The 19,782-nt window shown below is 71.2% G+C and carries 13 protein-coding genes; 7 read left to right on the forward strand and 6 right to left on the reverse strand.

Annotated features, from left to right (window positions below; genetic code table 11):
* The first annotated feature begins 22 nt into the window (after window positions 1-22).
* Window positions 23-922, forward strand: a complete 900-nt coding sequence (locus ACFVYR_RS08210) for an ABC transporter permease (RefSeq protein ID WP_384253169.1) — start codon at window positions 23-25, stop codon at window positions 920-922.
* Window positions 923-990: 68 nt separating this feature from the next.
* Here ACFVYR_RS08210 and ACFVYR_RS08215 read toward each other — a convergent pair whose 3' ends face one another.
* The 6 genes from ACFVYR_RS08215 to ACFVYR_RS08240 all read right to left on the reverse strand — a co-directional run bounded on the left by ACFVYR_RS08215 (window position 991) and on the right by ACFVYR_RS08240 (window position 7,841).
* Complete coding sequence (locus ACFVYR_RS08215) at window positions 991-1,668, reverse strand: response regulator (protein WP_384253166.1); 678 nt, start codon at window positions 1,666-1,668, stop codon at window positions 991-993.
* Between the two features lie 314 nt (window positions 1,669-1,982).
* Window positions 1,983-3,320, reverse strand: coding sequence for an MFS transporter (locus tag ACFVYR_RS08220; RefSeq protein ID WP_384253163.1), 1,338 nt, complete (start codon window positions 3,318-3,320; stop codon window positions 1,983-1,985).
* On the reverse strand, window positions 3,317-5,212 hold the full coding sequence (locus ACFVYR_RS08225) for an amino acid adenylation domain-containing protein (protein ID WP_384253160.1): 1,896 nt from the start codon (window positions 5,210-5,212) through the stop codon (window positions 3,317-3,319). Before ACFVYR_RS08225 ends, ACFVYR_RS08220 begins: the two co-directional genes overlap by 4 nt.
* Window positions 5,213-5,300: 88 nt before the next feature.
* Window positions 5,301-6,086 (reverse strand): class I SAM-dependent methyltransferase, encoded by a 786-nt coding sequence (locus tag ACFVYR_RS08230; RefSeq protein ID WP_384253157.1) that lies wholly within the window; start codon window positions 6,084-6,086, stop codon window positions 5,301-5,303.
* Window positions 6,083-7,000, reverse strand: coding sequence for a thioesterase domain-containing protein (locus ACFVYR_RS08235; RefSeq protein WP_384253154.1), 918 nt, complete (start codon window positions 6,998-7,000; stop codon window positions 6,083-6,085). Before ACFVYR_RS08235 ends, ACFVYR_RS08230 begins: the two co-directional genes overlap by 4 nt.
* A 76-nt stretch (window positions 7,001-7,076) precedes the next feature.
* Complete coding sequence (locus ACFVYR_RS08240; RefSeq protein ID WP_384253151.1) at window positions 7,077-7,841, reverse strand: sulfotransferase family protein; 765 nt, start codon at window positions 7,839-7,841, stop codon at window positions 7,077-7,079.
* A gap of 256 nt (window positions 7,842-8,097) precedes the next feature.
* On the opposite strand from ACFVYR_RS08240, the gene ACFVYR_RS08245 reads away from it, so the two are divergent.
* The 6 genes from ACFVYR_RS08245 to ACFVYR_RS08270 all read left to right on the forward strand — a co-directional run bounded on the left by ACFVYR_RS08245 (window position 8,098) and on the right by ACFVYR_RS08270 (window position 19,760).
* The gene (locus tag ACFVYR_RS08245; protein WP_384253148.1) at window positions 8,098-11,514 is read left to right on the forward strand and encodes an amino acid adenylation domain-containing protein; all 3,417 of its coding nucleotides are present in this window, start codon (window positions 8,098-8,100) and stop codon (window positions 11,512-11,514) included.
* A 41-nt stretch (window positions 11,515-11,555) separates the two neighbouring features.
* Window positions 11,556-13,772 (forward strand): acyl-CoA dehydrogenase family protein, encoded by a 2,217-nt coding sequence (locus ACFVYR_RS08250; protein ID WP_384253145.1) that lies wholly within the window; start codon window positions 11,556-11,558, stop codon window positions 13,770-13,772.
* Between the two features lie 117 nt (window positions 13,773-13,889).
* Window positions 13,890-14,150 (forward strand): MbtH family protein, encoded by a 261-nt coding sequence (locus tag ACFVYR_RS08255; protein WP_384253142.1) that lies wholly within the window; start codon window positions 13,890-13,892, stop codon window positions 14,148-14,150.
* Window positions 14,151-14,164: 14 nt separating this feature from the next.
* Window positions 14,165-14,956, forward strand: coding sequence for a thioesterase II family protein (locus tag ACFVYR_RS08260; protein WP_384253140.1), 792 nt, complete (start codon window positions 14,165-14,167; stop codon window positions 14,954-14,956).
* On the forward strand, window positions 14,953-18,153 hold the full coding sequence (locus ACFVYR_RS08265) for an amino acid adenylation domain-containing protein (protein ID WP_384253137.1): 3,201 nt from the start codon (window positions 14,953-14,955) through the stop codon (window positions 18,151-18,153). The genes ACFVYR_RS08260 and ACFVYR_RS08265 overlap by 4 nt, the downstream gene beginning before the upstream one ends.
* Window positions 18,150-19,760, forward strand: coding sequence for a condensation domain-containing protein (locus tag ACFVYR_RS08270; RefSeq protein WP_384253134.1), 1,611 nt, complete (start codon window positions 18,150-18,152; stop codon window positions 19,758-19,760). Before ACFVYR_RS08265 ends, ACFVYR_RS08270 begins: the two co-directional genes overlap by 4 nt.
* The last annotated feature ends 22 nt before the right edge of the window (window positions 19,761-19,782 follow it).

A 19,782-nucleotide genomic window follows, 5' to 3' on the forward strand; every position in this document is an offset into this window, starting at 1 on the left:
TGGACCCGACCAAGGAACCTGCATGAGTGAACTGACCAAGAGTCCGGCCGCTGTGTCCGACGAACCGCCGGGCGCGCCTTCGCAGACGACGTACTGGCGGGTCGTACGCGTCCGGTTCCTGCGCAACCGGCTGGCCGTGGTCGGTCTTGTCATTGTGGTGGGGCTGGTGCTCACCGCTGCCTTCGGCCCCTTGCTTGTGCCCCACGACCCGGAGACGCAGGATCTCGGCAACACCATGGCGGGGCCGTCGGCGGGGCACTGGTTCGGGACGGACGGCCTGGGCCGGGACCTGCTCTCCCGACTGGTCGCGGGGACCCGCCTCGCCCTCCTGATCGGGCTGGCGTCCATCGTCCTGACCTGCGCCATAGGTGTCGTGCTCGGAGCGCTCGCGGGCTATGCGGGCGCGTGGGTCGACGCGCTGATCATGCGGACCGCGGATGTCTTCCTGGCCTTCCCGCTGCTGGTCGGCGCCATCGCCATCATCCTGGTGACGGGGCAGGGCGTCTGGCCGGTCATCGCCGCGCTCGCCCTGTTCTCGTGGGCGACGGTGGCCCGCCTGCTGCGCAGTTCCATCCTCTCCGTACGCGAAGCTGACTACGTCGCCGCGGCCCGCGCGCTCGGCGCCGGTCACCTGCGGATCGTGTTGCGGCACATCCTCCCCAACTCGATGACGCCGGTGCTCGTGTACGCCGCCTTCAACACCGGAACGGCCATCGTCAGCGTGGCCTCTCTCTCCTTCCTCGGGATCGGCGTCGCCCCAGGCGTGCCGGAGTGGGGGAACATCCTCGCCGAGGGCCGGCAGTTCATCGGCGTCAGCGATCACCTCTGGGCGTTCCCCAGCCTCGCGATCGTCCTGACCGTGCTCGGCTTCGTCTTCGTCGGTGACGGACTGCGCGACGCCCTCGACCCGAAGCTGCACTGAGGACGGCGCCCGGGACGTAACGGCGGGAGATCCGGCGGGGCCTGTGGCTCCGCCGGGAAGCCGGTGAGTCAGCTGTCGGCGGTGGCCATCTGCATCACCCCTGAGCGGTAGGCGAACGAGACCAGTTGAGCCCGGTCCCTGAGCTCCAGCTTGTTCCGCAGCCGGTACACGTGCGTGCGTACGGTGGCGATGCCGATGGCGAGATCCACCGCGACCTGCTCCGTAGACCTGCCTCGCGCGATGAGCGAGAGGACCTGTCGTTCCCGCGGAGTCAGAGCGGCCGCGACGGGTTGCAGACTTCCTTCGGGCCGGCTGTCCTGCCGGCGGAACCAGGTGACCAGCCGCTCGGCGACCCTGGGGGCCAGCATCATGCGCCCCTCGGCCGCGGCGTGCACCGCCGAGATCATCTCCGCGTGGTCGACCTCTTTGACCAGCAGACCGGTGACGCCCGCGTGCAGGAGGGCGGAGATGACGTCGTCGCTGTCGTCCATGGTGAAGGCGACGATGCGGGGAGCGGGAGAGAGGTTCTCCTTGCGGAGACGTTTGATCATTTCGAGACCGGAAAGACCGTCCAGGGTGAGGCTGGTGATGATGACGTGCGGGCGCCGCGTCCTGGCAATCATCATCGCGTGAATTCCGGAAGCCGTGGAATCGATGACGCGAATGTCCTCTTCGGGTGCCAGAATTGCGCTTATCCCGTTTCGGACGACCGGCAGCTGATCACAAATCAGTACGTCGATTGGCATGTTCCCCCGTTTCACTTCCCTTATCTGGGGGCATGGGAAAGCGCACGGTACTGATACTGAAATCTTGCGCATGCGCGATCCGCGTCCGGGCGTACTGCTGCCCGTGGACGCGACGGCATAAGGCTTGATTTCCCCCGGTTTGGTCTCCCCTGTCCCCCGCGTCACTCCAGTTTCTGGTAGTGACGCTTTGGCTGATGGCAACCCTGCCGACTCTCGGGGGACAGGTCAAGGCTTGAGTTTCACTGCGCCGTGTGCTTTTGGCGACGTCACGATCGAAATCGTGACTCTGCGGACGTCATATTCGAACGGTTGCGTCAGGATGGAGCGCTTGCGCCCGTCTGTGGCTGGATTTCGACGGCTTTGCTGTCCGTACTCCGGTCCTCGTGCACGGCCTCCAGATTGCGGGCGTCCCGGACGACGAACAGCAGGGCGGGGGTGAGGAACATCCAGATGGCACCCACCATGAGGACGGTCGTCGTGGAAGTCAGGCCGCCGGCCGGACCGACGAGTGCCTGGCCCACCGGAAGCAGCCCGATGCTCCCCAGCCATTCGTACGAACTGACCCTGCTCATCGAGCCGATGGGTACGTTCTGTTGCATCGCGGTCAGCGAGAAGACGTTGAACATCGAAAGACCGATGTTGCTGAGGATCGCGGCGACGGCGATCACGGGAACCGGAGCGAGCAGCGCGATGGCCAGGAGTTGCAGACCGTAGAGGCCGAGCGGCATGAAGGAGGCGCGCATGATGAAGCGCGGCCGCATCCGAAGGGCGATCACCCCGCCCAGTACGGAGCCGAGCCCGGTGCAGGCGCTGATGATCGCCCAGGCGGAGGCGCCGCCCAGGTCGTCACGGGCCAGGGCGGGACCGAACACCTGCCAGGCGGGCAGCACGAGGAGATGGAACGAGGCGGCCCACGCCACCATCGTCCACAGCCACGTCCTGGAGCGGAACTCGCCCCAGCCCAGCTTGAGATCGTTGAAGATCGACGAGGGCTTCTCCGTCTCGTCCTTGTCCGGGGCGGAGCCGGGGGCGAGACGGATGAAGTAGAGGGCGGACGCGCTGACGGCGAAGGTCGCCGCGTCGAAGATCAGAGCGGCGCCGGGGGAGAAGAGTACGACCAGGACGCCCGCGATGGCCGGGCCGATGGTGTACGCCGTGTTCTCGCTGAGCCCCATCAGCCCGTTCGCCCGCTGCAACTGCGCGGGCTTGACGACCTCGGGCAGCAGACCCGTCGCGGCCGGGTGGAAGAAGGCGCCGGCGGTCCCCGCGATGAACTGGAGCGCGACCATCGACGACAGCGACGCGGTGCCCGTGAGCAGCATGACGCCCTGTGCGAACTGGGACAGGAAGCAGGCCGCGTCGCACAGGAGCATCAGGCGCCGACGGGACATGCGGTCGGCGATGACTCCGCCCAGCAGAAGCAGCAGCACGGTGGGTATCACGCGGGCGGCGAGCACCAGGCCGAGGGCGGTGGCGGAATCGGTCAGCTCGAGGACCGCGAAGGCGAGGGCGACCGGAACGATCGCGTCACCGATGATGGAGCTTGTCTGGCCGATGTAGAGAAGCCTGAACTCCCGCTGACCGACCAGTTCCCGCAGTTCCCCCCTGCGGGTGGTTCGACGCTTCGTCGGCCCGTCTGCGGAACTGTTCATGTCGTCCTTTCGTGAGTGGGCGCCTGCGCGGCCGGCCCGTCAGGATCCGTCTCTTGCACGTCCAGGAGGGCGTCGAGCTGGTCCGGGTCCATCGCCGCCATCAGCTCCGAGGTCACGGCCTGCGCCAGCTGCGCGACGGTGGGGCCGTCGAGCAGTACGCGGACCTGCAGCCGCACGCCGAAGTCGCGCCGCACCCTGGCCATCAGGCGGATCGCGAGCAGGGAGTCCCCGCCCATGTCGAAGAAGTCGTCGTGGATGCCGACGCGCCGACGGGAGAGCACCTGGGCGAAGTTGTCCGCGATGCCCTCCTCGATCTCGTCGCGCGGCCCGTCGGCCGACTCGGCATCGTCCCATGTTCCTGCCGGGGGCGGGAGTTGGGAGGGGTCGAGCTTGCCGTTGGGGGTGGTGGGGAGTTCCGCGAGGGGAGTGATGGTCGCGGGGACCATGTGGGACGGGAGGTGTTGCGCCAGGTGGTCGTGGAGGGCTTTGAGGGTGACCGACGTGACGGGAGTCGCGGGGGCCAGGACCGTGTAGGCGGCGAGCCGCGGGTGGGCCGGGTCACCGCGGTCGAGGATGACCGCCGCGGCGTGGACGCCGGGGTGCGCGAGGAGGGTGCGCTCGATCTCGCCGGGCTCGATGCGGAAACCGCGGAGCTTGATCTGGTGATCGCTGCGGCCGTGGTGGTGGAGCCGTCCCGCGGGCGTGCGGTGGGCCAGGTCACCGGTGCGGTAGAGGCGCTCGCCGGGCACGTACGGGTCGGGCAGGAAGCGGCCGGCGGTCAGATCGGGGCGGTTGAGGTAGCCCTTGGTGACGCCGGGGCCGGAGACGTACATCTCGGCGACCGCGCCGTCGGCCACGGGCCGCAGCTGGTCGTCCAGGAGATGGACGGTCAGGTCCGGCAGCGCCGTGCCGATGGGTGTGCCGTGCGGGCGCGGGTCGCTCACGTCGGCCTGGGTGAGGCGGTGGTGGGTGACATGGACGGTGGTCTCGGTGATGCCGTACATGTTGACCAGGTGCGGGCTGCCGATCCCGTAATGGGCTGTCCAGTCGGCGAGTTGGGCCGGCTGGAGGGCCTCGCCCCCGAAGACGATGTGGCGCAGCCGGGTGGGGCCGTAGCCGGCGTGGGCGGCGGCCCGGGCCAGATGGGCGAAGGCGGTGGGGGTCTGGGACAGCATGGTGACCCCCTGCTCGCCGATCAGCCGCCACATGGCGTCCGGGTCGCGGGTGGTGGCGTACGGGACGACGTGGACGCGGCCACCGTGCAACAGCGCGCCGTAGATCTCCCAGACCGAGAAGTCGAACGCGGCCGAGTGGAACATCGTCCACACGTCGCACTCGTCGAAGCCGAACAGCTCCCTCGAGGTGGAGAAGAGCCGCAGCAGATTGTCGTGGCTGACCGCCACTCCCTTGGGACGGCCCGTGGAGCCCGAGGTGTAGATGACGTACGCGGTGTCGCGGCCCGAGACCCGGGCCCACTCACCGGCACCGGACCCGTCGCCCTCGTCCCCGAGGTCGCTAATGCCGCTGATGCCGCCGGTGTCGTCGAGGTCGACGAACGCGCCCGCCACTCCCTCGAACGCCGGGGCCAGACGTCCCGGCGCCGCCACCGCCGCACATCCGGCGTCCGCCACCGTCAGCCGCAGCCGCTCGGCCGGGTAGCCCGGATCCAGTGGTACGTATCCGGCTCCCGTCCGCAGCGCGGCGACGAGCGTGACGATCAGTCCGACGCCCCGGTCCGTACACACCCCCACCAGGGACCCGCGCCCCACCCCCGCCGCGCGCAGCCGCCCGGCCAGCGCCCCCGACAGGCGGTCGAGCTCGGCATACGTCAACGACCGGTCGCCGTCGGAGACCGCCACGCGCCCCGGCCACCGGTCCATGGCCCGTGCCAACACCGCACCTACCCCGGTGGCGCTCTGACCTGCCGGATTCTCGGACGCGTTCAACACCGCTGTTCCCCTTCTCTACAGGTTGGGCCAGTCACTCGGAGGCGGTGGCGACCCAGACGAAGTCTTCGGAGTCCGGCGCGTAAGGAGTGCGCTCGTAGTCCCCGTACTCCCGCTCGATGCGGAATCCCGCTTGTGCCAGCAAGGTGCGTATTTCCGGCGGGAACCGGTAGATGTTCCTGCGGATGTCGTGTCGGCGTTCCAGGACGAGGCCCTGTTCGTCCAGGATCTCGCTCACCCGCCGCCGCGTGATGCTCTGCTTCTCGTGGTCGAAGGTGCTGTAGTCCCACAGAGCGATCCGCCGGCCCGTACGCGGGTGACGGATCTCGTCCACGAAAAGCTGACGGTTGTGGTAGTTGGCGAAGTCCGCCTCGTGGAACACCGGAACTCCCGCGACGAAACGCGCTCCCGGCAGCATGTGGCGGCGAATGGTGGTCAGGGCCGCGAGCCAGTCCTCGTCGGTCTCGAGGTGGAACATGGTCTGGCCGCCCGCGAGGACGAGCTTGAACTGCTCACCCAGGTCGAAATCGCGCAGATCGGCTTCGACCAGGCCCACCCGCTCCTCGGGCACACCGGACTCCGAGAGATTGACCCGGCCCTGCGCCAGCATCGACGGGGAGCGGTCCACGCCCACCGCACGGTCGACGTGCTCCATGCAGGGCAGCAGGACCCGGCCCGTGCCGCAGCCGATCTCCAGCAGCGGGCCCCCGAACTCCTTGGCCTCGGTCAGCAGGAAGGGCAGGTCGAAGCTGTTGAGGTCAGCCCAGAGAACGTCGTAGATCTCCGCTTCGTGGAGGTAGTCGTCTTCGGTCCCGGTCACCGGTACTCCTGAGTTTCGTTGGCGGTGTGCAGCAGAATGCGGGCGATGTCGTGCACGGTTTCCCCGGTCAGCAGCGTGAAGTGATCGCCGGGGACGCGGTGGCGGCCGAGCGGCACCTCCGTGCACAGCGGCCGCCAGGTCTCCGGGCTCACGTCGGAGGCTTCCGCGTGGAACAGCGTCACCTGACCCCGGTAGGCGCCCGGAGTGTGCCGCTGCATGGCTCTGGTGGTGCGGGCGAACACCCCGTACCTGTCGCGGAGTTCCGCGGCGCCCAGACCGAGGCCGAGGCCTTGTTCCGCCAGACCCCGGGCCGCGCCCTCCAGTGCCTCGGGCACGGGGGCGTCCCAGACGGTGTCCGGCAGCGGCACCCCGTCGGTCTTGGCGCCGCTCGACCCGAGCAGGTCCTCGACGAACGCCCGCAACGTCTCCGCCTGGGACCAGGGCCCGGTGCCGGCCGGCCACGGCGCGCTGTCGATCAGCGCGACCGGCGCGGCCCAACCGGTCGCGCGGGCGTGGCGGCGCGCCATCTCGTGCGCGACGAGGCCGCCGAACGACCAGCCGCCCAGCAGTGCGGGGCGCGTCACCCCCCGCTCGCCGAGAAGCTCCAGGTAGTGCCGGGCCAACTCCTCGACGCTCGGCTGCCGTTCTCCGGTGAGCGCTGCGTCGGCGGCGATCGCCCAGACCGGACGCGGGCCCTCCAGCAGCCGGGCGAGCGGACCGTAGCAGAAGACTCCGCCACCGATGGGGTGGGTCAGCACGATCGGATCGGTTCGCCCGGGCGCCCCCTCCCGCAGGACGATCACGCCGCCCGACGAGGTGGCCACCGGGGTGGGCCGGGTCCGCTCCCGCTCGTGCAGCATGCGCAGGTACAGCTCCCGCCTGGCCGGAGACAGCGCCTTGACGCGGTCGTCCATGGAAGGCGTGCTGCCGTCTCGCGTCACTGATTCCCTCTCGTCACCCCGGTGCTCCCGTCCACCCCTCCGCGCGCCGCTACGGCTGCGCGGGTGCTTGCACGGGCTTCAGGCGCCGCTCGTACAGGTAGGTGTAGAAGGGGAGTTCCTCGCGGTAGTAGTCGGCGAGCAGCGCGTTGTTCTCGACCGTGTCCGGGTATTCCTTGGTGCTCTTCACGAAGCCGTTGGTGGCGCTGGCGTCCTGGTGCCAGCGCGCCGTCAGCTTCCATTCGGCCGGCATGCCGGGGGACCAGGAGAGCGCGGTGGGGTCGAACGGCAGTCCGACCCGCTCGCAGTACGCGCGCACGGTGTCCGCCGGCCGGTCGATGAGGTCGTCGGAGTCGACCACGACGGGCTCGACCCCCTGGGCCTGCGCCACTGCCAGGTAGATCTCCTGGAGACGGGCGAAGCCGACCTCTTCCCGGCGCAGTTCGGGGTTGAGCGCGTAGTGCGAGGCGATGACCTCTTGAGGGTCCCGGATGATGAAGGTGTGGCACACCTCGCGCAGGAATTCCTGATCCTCGAGAACGCCCGGGTAACGGAAATCAGTGGTGTCCTTGAAGAACAGGCTCGATTTTGCACCCATATCCCTGATCGCGGCGATGAGTTCGGCCTCGGAACGCACCACCCGGTCCCCGACCTCTGCGGAACCGAAGTCGGCGAGGCGGGAAAAGGGCTCATGCAGGGCGAGCACGTCACCCCGCCCCATCATCATGCGCAGGAACGCGGTCGAACGGGAGCGGGGCGCGCTCCACAAGGCGATGACCTGCGCCCCCGAACCTCCGCCGCGCAGCGAGTCGTTCATGTCCGGCTCCTCTTCTCGAACGGCACGGTCACCGTGGCCTGCCGCTGCGCATGGGTGAGCCGCGGCCAGCAAGCAGAGTAATCCAGAGACCGTCCCGCGGAATACTGAAAGGCTTTACGCAGAAGTTCATCGCTGAGCCACAGTCGGGTAAGCGTCACGCTTACCCCGATCAAGCGCCGGTGGTGAGGACAGTCCCTGGGACTTTCTTTATCGTTTCGAATCGGTACCCGAAGTCCGGCCGAAATGGAGAGCTGCCATGAGCGAGCTGGTCAAGAGACTGGCCAAGCTGCCCGAGAGTCGCCGGGCGGAGTTCCTCGCGCAGCTACGCTCGGGAGCCGAGGGCCGGCGCGGCCAGGAACTGGCGCCCAGGAACACACAGGAGCCCGCGCCCCTGTCCCACGCGCAGGAAACCCTCTGGTTCATCGACCGGCTCGCGCCCGGCAGGGCCACGTACAACGTCGCCGCAAGCTTCCGCATCCGTGGCGCACTCGACGTACCCGCCCTGGGCCGGGCGCTGCGGACCGTCGTCACCCGCCACGAGACGCTGCGGACCTCCCTGGTGGACGCGCACTCCGGCCTCGTGCAGCGGGTACTGCCCGCGGACGATCACCGGGTCACCGTCCCGCTCGCCGTCCGTGACCTCTCCTCGGCGCCGCAGGGCGCCGCCGCGGCGGGCCGGGACTTCGCCGCCGAGCTGGGGCGCACCCCCTTCGACCTCACCCGAGCGCCGCTGTGGCGCGCTGGATTGGCGCTTCTGGGGGACGAGGACCACCTCTTCGTGTTCGTCGTCCACCATGTCGTCTTCGACGGCTGGTCGGCCGGGGTGTTCGTGGACGAACTCTCGGCCGCCTATGCGGCCGAGACGGCACCACGAGCGGCGGATGCGGGTGCCCATGCGGATGCGGATGCGGATTCCGATGCACTGGCCCCTCTGCCCGTCCAGTACGGCGACTACGCCGAGTGGCAGCGGCGCCGTCTGACCGGGGACACCTACGAACAGCTGGCCGCCTACTGGCGGGAACGATTCACCGGCGCCCCCACCCTTGAGCTGCCCACCGACCGGACCCGGCCGACGGAGACGACGTACGACGGCACCTATCTGCGCCAGGTCCTGGCTCCGGAACTGACGGGCTCGGTGGCACGGCTCGCCCGCTCCTGCGGCGTGACACCGTACGTCGTCCATCTCTCCGCCTTCCTCCTGCTCCTGCACCGCTACAGCGGTCAGGACGACATCGTCATCGGTACGCCCACGGCCAACCGTGACCAGGTCGAGGTCGAGCGGCTGATCGGCTTCTTCGTCAATATGCTCCCGCTGCGCGCCGACCTCTCGGGCGCCCCGACCTTCCGTGAGCTCGTGGGACGCGTCGGAGAGCTGGCGCGCGAGGCCTTCGCGCACGGGGAACTGCCCTTCGAGAAGATCGTGGAAGTGGCGCGGCCCCGCCGGGACCCTTCGCGTTCCCCGCTGTTCCAGGTCGTGTTCGCCTTCCACAACACGGTCGACAACGGCCTTGGCCTGCCCGGGCTCGACGTCCGCCAGGAGTACCTCGACGCGGGCACCTCCCGCTTCGACCTGAGCTGGAACGTCACCGAGCGCCCCGAAGGCAGCGTCGTGGAGGCGGAGTTCAACACCGACCTCTTCGACCACGAGACCGTCGAGGGCTTCCTCGACCACTACGAGCAGGCCCTCACCGCGGTCCTCGCGGACCCGGAGCTGACGGTCCCGAGGACCCCGCTCCTCACCCCGGCGGCCCGCAAGGAGATGGTGACCCGGTGGAACGGGCCCGCCCTCGCCGTCCCCGACCTCTCCGTCCCCGCGCTGTTCGAGGAGCGGGTACGGGCGACGCCGCACGCCGTCGCCCTGGTCGCCGACGCCGAGCGGCTCACCTACGCCGAGCTCAACCGGCGGGCGAACCGGCTGGCCCGGGTTTTGCGGGCCCGCGGCGCGGCGCCCGGTGAGCGGGTCGCGCTGTGTCTGCGCCGTACGCCCGACCTGATCGCGGGTGTCCTCGCGGTGCTCAAGTCCGGCGCCGCGTACGTGCCGGTCGACCCCGGCTATCCGCAGGCCCGCATGGCGTCCATCCTCGACGATGCCGCGCCGGTCGCCGTCCTCGCCCACGAGGAGTGCGCCCGGAGCCTGCCCGGCGGCCACGACGTGCTCGTACTGGAAGAACTGGCGGACGCCGTGTCCGGCGAGGCCGACGACGACCCGGCTTTCGCGGTGGCTCCCGGGGACGTCGCGTATGTCCTCTACACCTCCGGCACGACCGGCCGCCCCAAGGGTGTGCTCATCGAGCACCACTCGGTCATCGGATTCGTCGCGGCCATGCGGGACCTCTTCGAGATCACCCCCGACGACCGCGTGCTGGGCTACGCGTCGGCCAACTTCGACGTCTCCGTCGGCGAGATGTTCAACGCGCTTCTCACCGGCGCGCAACTGCACCTGGTCGCGGACGAGGTGCGCCTCGACGTCGGCAGGCTGCAGGAGCTGCTGGAGAAGGAGCGCGTCTCCGTCGTCGACCTGCCGCCCGCGGTCCTGGCCCTCCTCGACCCCGACCGGCTGCCCGATCTGCGCATCGTCTTCGTCGGGGGCGAGGCCTTCCCCGGGGAGCTGGTGAACCGCTGGAACCGCGAAGGACACCGCTTCTTCAACGGGTACGGCCCGACGGAATGCACGGTCACCATGGTCGTCCACGAGTGCCCCGGGCACTGGGACGCGTCCCCGCCCATCGGGCTGCCCATCGCCAACCACGTCGCGCACGTCGTGGACGAGCACCTGGAGCCGGTGCCCTACGGTGTGGTCGGCGAACTGCTCGTGGGCGGCGAGGGGTTGACGCGCGGATACCTCGGGGAGCCCGGACTCACCCGCGAGAAGGTGATCGCCGACCCCTTCGACAGCACCGCGGACGGCCGTCTCTACCACACCGGTGACCTGGTGCGCAGGCTCCGTGACGGCAGTCTCGTCTTCGTCGGGCGCAAGGACCAGCAGGTCAAGATCCGCGGCCTGCGGATCGAACTGGGCGACGTCGAAGCGGCGTTGGCGTCCTGCCCCGGCGTCAGCCAGGTGGCCGTGGTGCCCTGGGCGGACCCGCAGGGTGAGCGGCACCTGGTGGCCTACACCGCGTCCTCGGGCGAGACGGTCGAACCGGCGCGGCTGCGGGCCCACGCCGCCGACCGGCTGCCCGGGTACATGGTGCCGTCCTTCTTCGTCGCGCTGGAGACGCTCCCGCTCACCGTCAGCGGCAAGGTCGACCAGCGGGCGCTGCCGGACCCGGACCCGGACCGCTCCGCCGTGCGTGAGAACGGCGGCACACTGCCCCGCACGGAGACCGAGCGGGTCATCGCCGAGGAGATCTTCGCCCGGACTCTGCGCCGGGACCGGGTAGGGGTGCACGACGACTTCTTCGCCATCGGGGGCAACAGCCTGCAGGCTGCCCAGCTGATGTCGCTGCTGTCCGAGCGCTTCCAGGTGCGGGTCGGCCTCGCGGAGTTCTTCCGCTCTCCCACGGTGGCCCATCTCGCGGAGACCGTCGACCGGCTGCGCGACCGGAGCAGCGGCAGCGACGACCTGCTCGCCCTGATCGAGGGGATGTCCGACGCGGACGCGACCCGCCTCATGGAAGCGGGCACCGCGGACATCACCGATGCGGCGGGCGTCGCGCACGAGCAGGGCTGACCGGGCGTCACGGACCGTACGATCGAGAAGAGACCAGCATCATGCACTTCGGCTTCACCGCGGACCAGGAAGCGTTCCGCGGCCGCGTACGCGAAGAGCTCGGCGCCGACGACGTCCGGGCCGAGTTGGAGCGGCTCGCGGCGGACACCGGCCGGGAACCGGACGTCCGCCCGCTGTACCGGGCGCTCGGCCGGCGCCGTCTGCTGGCCGCCAACTGGCCGCGGGAGTACGGCGGCCGGGACGCGACGCTGGCGGAGGCCTCGATCGTCGCCGAGGAACTCGCGCGGGCCGGTGTCCCCGACACGCTGCACGTCAACACCGTGCAGATCGTCGGGATGTTCCTGCTGCACGCGGGGTCCGAGCGGCTCAAGGCGCGCTACCTGCCCGCCGTCGGCGAGGGCCGGAGCTTCGCGAGCGTGCTGTACACGGAGCCGGAGGCCGGTTCCGACCTCGCGGGGCTGCGGACCACGGCGGTACGGGACGGCGACGACTTCCTGCTCAGCGGCGTGAAGGCGTACAACCTCAAGAGCGACGTCACCGATATCGCGCTGTGCGCCGCGCGGACCGGTGCCCCCGACGGGCGCTACCAGGGCATCACCCTCTTCATGGTGGCCATGGACGCCCCGGGGGTGCGCCGCGAGACCATCGCGGGGATCGCCGACGAACAGTTCCACCGGGTGGTGCTCGACGAGGTACGCGTCCCGGCCGCCGACGTCGTCGGCGGGGTCGGCCAGGGCTGGCAGCTGCTCACCCAGGCACTGGCCGTGGAACGCACCGGCCTCGACTACTCCCTCAAGGCCGAGTCCTGGTACGCGGCCGTGACGGCGGGCGGCCTCGAACCGGAGGAAATGGAGCGCTGCGGGCGCTTCGGTGCCGAGGTCGAGGCCGCGCGGCTGCACACCTGGTGGGTACTCGGGCAGCTCGGGCGCGGACTCGACGAGGCCGACACCACCTGCGCGGCCGTGGCCAAGTACGTCACCAGCGAAGTGGCCGGGTCGGTGGCGGAATGGGCGAGCACGCTCCCGCCCTCCTCCCGGCCGGCCGCGGCGGCGTCGACCCTGGAGGCCGCGTACCGGGAGGCGCCCGGCCTGACCTTCTCGGCCGGGACCTCCGAGATGATGCTCCAGATCGTCGCCGCGGGGGAGAGCGGCGGCACCGGCGCGGCGTCGGAAGCCGCCGAGGACACCCTGACCCGCCATCTCCGGCAGGCACTGCGCTCCCGCTTCGCCTCGGTCACGGCGGCCCTCAAGCTCGGCGCGGACGCCGTCCACGGCGCCCCGGCGGTGGACGGCACGTCCTGCCCGGGCTGGCCCGCGCTGGTCGAGATCGGCGCGCCCGGATTCGAAGTGCCCGCGGACGCGGGCGGACTCGGGCTCGGCCTGCCCGGCTCCCTGGTGGTGTGCGAGGAACTCGGACGCGCCGCCCTGAGCGGACCGTACCGGGCGACGGCGCTCACTGCCGACGTGGTCGGACTCTGTGTGGCCGACGGCGCGCACGAGACCGTACTGCACGGCTTGAGCTCGGGTGAACTCACCGTGGAAGCGGGCTCGTTCGGGGCCGCGGAACCGCTTGCGGCGCACCCGGCCGACGGGGGCTGGACCGTTTCACTCAGCGCGACCGACGGCGCGAACGAGCCGGACACCACCCACCGGCTGCTGTTCCTGAAGACCGCGGACGGCCTTGTTCCGGCCCTGCTTCCCACCGACGGCCTCGGCGCTCGCGTCGACGTGTTCGTCCCGCACGACTGCGCACTGGGCCGTCCTTCACCGGCGCAGTGGGCGGAACTGACGGCCCGTGCCCGCATCCGGCAGGCCGCGTACCTGCTCGGCCTGGCCGAGGGAGCACACGCCGCGGCACGCGCGCACACCCTGCGCCGCGAGCAGTTCGGCTCCGTACTCCACGACTTCCAGGGCGTCTCCTTCGCGTTGGCGCGAGCGGCGACCCGGTTGGAGACGGTCCGCCTGGCCGTGCTCCGGGCGGGCGAGCTCGCCGACGAGGACCGGCCCGCCGGGCGCGCCGCGGTGGACGCGCTGGCGCTGGCCGCCGAGACGGCGGCCGAGGTCACGGCGAGCGCCGTGCATGTCTGCGGGGTGCGCGGCCTGACCGCGGAGCTGCCGGTGCAGCGCCACTACCGCCTCGCCCGCACGGAGGCCGTCCGCATGGGGGCATCGGCCGGGCTGTTCCGCGAGGCCGGCCGGCTGCGGCTGTCGGGCCGGGCCGACCTGGAGCTGCTTACCGCACCGCCCGGATCGCCCTGAGAGCCGCACGGCCCGGGAGGGCGGACCCGGTCCTCGCGTGACGCCGGACCACTTGAGCACACCGAAGCAGCAGACCAGCACACGAGCAGACGACGACCGAGAACCGAGGAGACGTCCATGGCCGCATCCGTACAGCCCGAGGCCGAGGCGCGCGAGAACGAGCCCCAGTACCGCGTGGTCGCCAACGACGAGGAGCAGTTCTCCATCTGGCCGCTGGGCCGCGAAGTACCCGCGGGCTGGCGCGACATGGGCGTCAGCGGGCCGGAGAAGCGCTGCCTGGAGCACATCGCCGAGGTGTGGACCGATCTGCGGCCGCTGAGCCTGCGCCGGGACATGGCGGCCGAGGCGGCCGACCGCTCCCCGGCGCTGCCCCGATGACCACGGAGGCCACTGTGGACCGGTGGCTCCTGGGCGACAGGCTGCCGGAGGCCCGTGCCCGGCTGATCGCCTTCCCGCACGCCGGGGGCGCGGCCGGTGCCTACCGGCAGTGGTCGCTGTGGGCGGGCCCGGACATGGAGCTGCACGCGGTGCAGTACCCGGGCCGCGCCGGACGGTTCAGGGAACCGGCACACACCCGGTGCGAGCCCCTGGCGCACGACATAGCCGCCCGGCTCCAGGCGTTCACGGACCTGCCGCTGATCCTCTTCGGCCACAGCATGGGCGCCCTGGTGGCGTTCGAGGTGGCGGTGGAGCTGGAGCGGACGTACGGCATCCGGCCCGCGCACCTGATCGTCTCGGGCGCTCCGGCCCCCTCCGTGCCCTCCCGCACCACGGGGATGCGCTCCGATGTCTCCGACGACGCACTGGTCGCCGCGATGCGTGATCTTGGCGGCAGCAAGGAGGAGGTGCTCGCCGACCCGGAGCTGCTGCCTCTGATCCTGTCGGTGATGCGCGCGGACCTGGCGATCGGCGAGAGCTACCGGCCGCGCGCCAGGACACGGATCGGCGCCCCCGTCACCGTCATGTCGGGCGTCGACGACGCCTTCGCCACGGCCGGGGCCGTCCAGGAATGGCGGGAGTACACCACCGGGGAGTTCCGGCACCTGTCCTTTCCCGGCGCCCACTTCTACCTGCACGACGACCAGGCACCGCAGGTCTTCGGCCGGGTGCGCGAAGTGGTCGAGCGGTGCGCGGCCGACGGAGCACGACGGCCGGACGGACGACGGAGCGAGCACACCCAGTGACGTACGCGCAACCGCTGGTCCACCAGCTCTTCGAGGCTCAGGCCGCCGCCGCGCCGGACGCCGTGGCCGTGGTCCGGGGCGCCGTCTCGGTGAGCTACCGGCAACTGAACGAGCGCGCCGACGCGTTGGCACGGCTGCTGCGCGCGCGGTGCGCCGACGGCGCGGACGGCGCGGACGGCATGGACGACGCGGACGGAGTCGACGGCGTGGACGGGGGGCCCGCCGGGGAGCCGGTGGTCGCCGTCCGGATGCCGCGCGGTCCGGAACTCATCACGGCGCTCCTCGCCACCGCCAAGGCGGGCGTCGCCTACCTGCCGCTCGATCCCGGCCTGCCGGCGGACCGCACCCGGTACCTGCTGCGGTCCGCGGGAGCGCGACTGCTGCTCACCGACGGCAGGCGCGTGCCGTACGCCGAATCCGAGGCCGTCGCCGGTGCCCTGCCCGTGGTCGACGTGCGCGCCGGGACGGACGGTGCCGACGCCGCCGACGGCGACGCGTACGGCGACCCGCGCCGCCTCGCCTACCTCATCCACACCTCCGGTTCCACCGGCCGCCCCAAGCCCGTGGCCGTCGAGCACCGGTCCCTCGCCAACCACGCGCAGGCCGTACGGGCGCTCTTCGGACTGTCCCGTACGGACCGCGTGCTCCAGTTCACCAACCCCGGGTTCGACGTGCTCGGCGAGGAGGTCTTCCCGACCCTGGCCGCAGGCGGCTCCCTCGTCGTCCTCGACGACACCGCGCTGCCACCCGCCGCCCTGGAGGACTTCCTCCGCACGCACCGGGTGACCGTCGCCAACCTCCCCACGCCGTACTGGGCACAGTGGTGCGCCGACCTCGAACAGAGCCCACGCGCCCTGCCGCCGGAGCTGCGCCTCCTCGTCGTCGGCAGCGACACCACGCACACCCGCGGCCTGGCCGCCTGGCGCAGGCACAGCGCCGTACCGGTGATCAACGCCTATGGCCTGACCGAGACCACGATCACGGCCACCGCCGCCGTCTACCCGGCCGACGTCCGGCTCCCGGCCGGCAGCACCCTGCCGATTGGCACCGCGCTCGACGGCACCCAGGCACACGTCCTGGACGCGGCGATGACGCCCTGCCGCCCCGGTGAGACCGGCGAGCTGTACATCGGCGGCCTCGCGGTGGCCCGCGGCTACCCGGGCCGGCCCGCCCTCACCGCACTGCGCTTCGTACCGGACCCGTTCGCCGCGCACCCGGGCGGCCGCCTCTACCGCACCGGCGACCTGGCACGCCGGGACGCGGACGGCGCGATCGAGTTCCTCGGCCGCGACGACCACCAGGTGAAGATCCGCGGCCACCGCGTCGAGCCCGCCGAGGCGGAGGCGGCACTCGCCCAGGACCCGGCCGTACGGGAGTGCGCCGTGGTGCCCGTGGTCACCGGGACCGGTCCCGCTCGGCTGGTCGCCTACATCGTCGGGGACGCCGATCCGCAGCGGCTGCGCGCGCTGGCCGCGCGCTCCCTGCCCGACTACGCGATCCCCTCGGCGTACGTCCCGCTGCCCGCCCTGCCGGTCACCGCCCAGGGAAAGCTGGACCGCAAGGCCCTGCCCCTGCCCGAAACGGAAGTCCGCCAGGGCCCCTACGTACACCCCGTCGGAGCGGACGAGGAACGGCTGGCGGCCCTGTGGAGCGAGGTGCTCGGCGTCCCCCGGGTGGGGCGGACCGACGACTTCCTCGGCCTCGGCGGCGACTCCCTGCACATGGCCCGGGTGCTCGGCCGCATGGAGCGGGAGTACGGGACGCGCGTGGCCGCTCGGGAGTTCCTGGCGGCCGGCACGGTCCAGGGTGTCGCCGCACTGGTCCGCGGCGGCCCGCCCGCGGCGCCCCCGGTACGCAGGACCACCGCCCCCTTGGACGCGGTCTCGCCGGGGGAGCAACGCCTCTGGTTCCTCGGCCAGTTGAGGCAGGCGGCAGGCGTCGCGTACAACGTGCCCAGCGCGCTGCGGCTGCACGGCGACCTCGATGTCACCGCGCTCCGGCTCGCGCTCGGGGACGTCGTCGAACGGCACGAGCGGCTGCGCACCTCCTTCCACTTCCGGGATGGCCGGCTGACCGCCGAGATCGCGCGGGACGTGATGGTGCCGCTGGCGGTCATCGACCTGAGCGCGGAGCGGCACGGCGCGGAGGCCGCGCTGGCACGGGCCGAGGAGCTGGCGCGACAGCCGTTCGACCTGGCGAGCGCCCCGTTGCTGCGCACCGCGCTCTTCAAGGTGGCGCCCGATGACCACCTGCTTGCCGTGGTCACCCACCACATCGTCTCCGACGGGGTGAGCAGCGACGTTCTCGACCGGGACCTCGCAACCGCCTACGCTGCGCGCCGCGTGGGCCAGACACCGCCGTGGCACGAACCCGCCACCGGATACCGCGACTTCATCGCCCTCCAGCACGACCCGGGCGACACCTTCGCGACCGACACCGTCGTCAAGGACGTCGTGGAACGGCTGCGCGGAGCGCCGACAGTCCTGCGGCTGCCCACGGACCACCCACGGCCCAAGGCCATGAGCTTCGGCGGACACCGCCTCTCGCGGAACACCCCGGACGGTCTCCTCGCCGCGGTCACCAGGCTCGCACGGGAGGAGGGGACTACCCCGTACTGCGTGGTCCTGACCGCGCTCGGCGCCGCCTTGAGCGAACTCGGCGGGCAGGACGACCTGTTGATCGGCTCGCCCGCGGCGGGCCGGCCGGGGCCCGACTTCGAGGACGTCATCGGCTTCTTCGTGAACACGGTCGTCCTGCGGCTCGACTTCCGCGGCGCCCGCTCCTTCCGCGACGCGCTGCGCCTCGCCCACGGGCAGGTGCTCGACGCCATCGAGCACGAGGACGTCCCCTTCGACCGGCTGGTGCGCGAACTCGTCACCGAACGGGTGCTCTCCGTGCCCCCGCTCGTGCAGGCGGCCCTCGCCTATCAGGGGCCGCGGCGCCCCGAGGCCAGGATCCCGGGAGTGCGGGCCACACCGGTGCCGCTGCACAACGGCACCGCGAAGTTCGATCTCACGCTGGAGATCGAGGAGGTGGCGGGGGAGATGGTGACTACCGTCGAATACAGCACCGACCTCTTCGCGCGTGGCACCGTGGAGAACTTGCTCGACCGCTGGACAGCGGTGGTTTCAGAGGCGGTCGTACGGCCGGATGCGGTCCTGCGCGGTCAGGACGTAAGGGGAGGGGCGAGGACATGACGAACTCGGGCACGCCGGGGGTGACGGCCGGACGGGAGCCGGGCCTCGAACAGCTGCGTGCGGTGTGGTCCCAGGTGCTGGGGCGCGACCGCATCGCGGCGGACGACAACTTCTTCAGCCTCGGCGGGGATTCGATCACGGCGATCCGGCTGGTCGCCGAGGCACGCGCGGCAGGCCTGGAGATCAGCGTGGAGGACGTCTTCCTGCACCCCACGCTCGGTGAGCTGGCCCGTGAGGCCGTGGGCGCTTGTGACGCACCGACCGCTCAGGAGCCGCCGGAGGGCGCCGCGCTCACGACGACGCTGGCCGACCTCGACCCCGCGTTCGTGCCCGCGGGCGTGGAGGCCGCCTACCCACTGTCCTCGCTCCAGTTGGGCATCCTGTACCACTGTGAGCTGAGCGACGATCCGCGGCTCTACCACGATCTGACCAGCGTACGGGTGCGCGGCCCGTGGCGCGAAGAAGCCCTGCGGGACGCGGTGGCCGCGCTCGTCGACCGCCACGAGATGCTCCGCACCTCCTTCGAACTCGCCGAGTACCGCGAGCCCCTGCAACTGGTGCACGGCACGGCGACCGTCCCCCTGGAGACACAGGACCTGAGCGGCCTCACCGAGGAGGAGCAGCGCAGGGCCCTGGACGACTGGTGGCAGCGGGAATCGGCGACCTCCTTCGACGAGACGAAGGCCCCGCTGCTCCGCGTCCACGTCGGCGTCCTCTCCCCGGGCTCCTTCCACCTCTCCCTGTCCGTGCACCACGTCCTCCTTGACGGCTGGAGCTTCGCGCGGCTCGCTACCGAGGTACTGGTCGAGTACGAGCGGCGTCTGGGGCACGAGGGGCCGGGGCTCGAACCGATGCCGCGGGTCCGCTACCGGGACTTCGTGGCGGCCGAGCAGAGCGCCGCCCGGGACGCCGCGTCGCGCACGTACTGGACGCAGCTGCTGAAGGGCATGGAGCCGCTCGTGCTCCCGGCGGCCTCCGGCGCCGACGACCCTGAAGCGGCGGTGCTGGTACAGGAGTTGCCCGACGCGCTGGCCGTGGGGGTGCAACGGGCCTCGGCCGTACTGGGAGTGCCGGTCAAGAGCGTCTTCCTGGCCGCCCACCTGTGGGCGATGGGCGAAGTCTGCGGCACCGAGGACGTGGTGAGCGGCCTGTGCGGGAACGGGCGACCGGAGTCGGAGGGGGCGGACCTGGTACTCGGTGTGTTCCTCAACGTGCTGCCGGTGCGCGTACAGGTGGAGCACGACACCTGGTCGGAGCTGGTACAGGCGGCCTTCGACGCGGAGCGCGACCATCTGGCCCACCGCACCTACCCGTTGGCCCGGATACAGAAGGACCTGGGACACGCCCCCTTCGAGGCGATGTTCAACTACACGGACTTCCACGTCTTCGACCAAGTCGACACCCTGCGCGGTATCAGCGCCGACCGGTGGAGCTTCGCCGACCGCACGAACTTCCCGGTACTCGTCGAGGTCAACCGGCTTCCGCAGCGGATGTCCTACGAGGTGAACATCCGGGTGGACCACGCGGAGGCGTCCGCGACTCTCGCGCCCAGGATCGGAGAGTCGATGGTGCGGGCCCTGGAGGCCATCGTGCGCGAGACGAAGTGACGTGGACGCGGCAGCGAATCAG

The organism is Streptomyces sp. NPDC058284, assembly GCF_042881135.1.
Classification (GTDB): domain Bacteria; phylum Actinomycetota; class Actinomycetes; order Streptomycetales; family Streptomycetaceae; genus Streptomyces.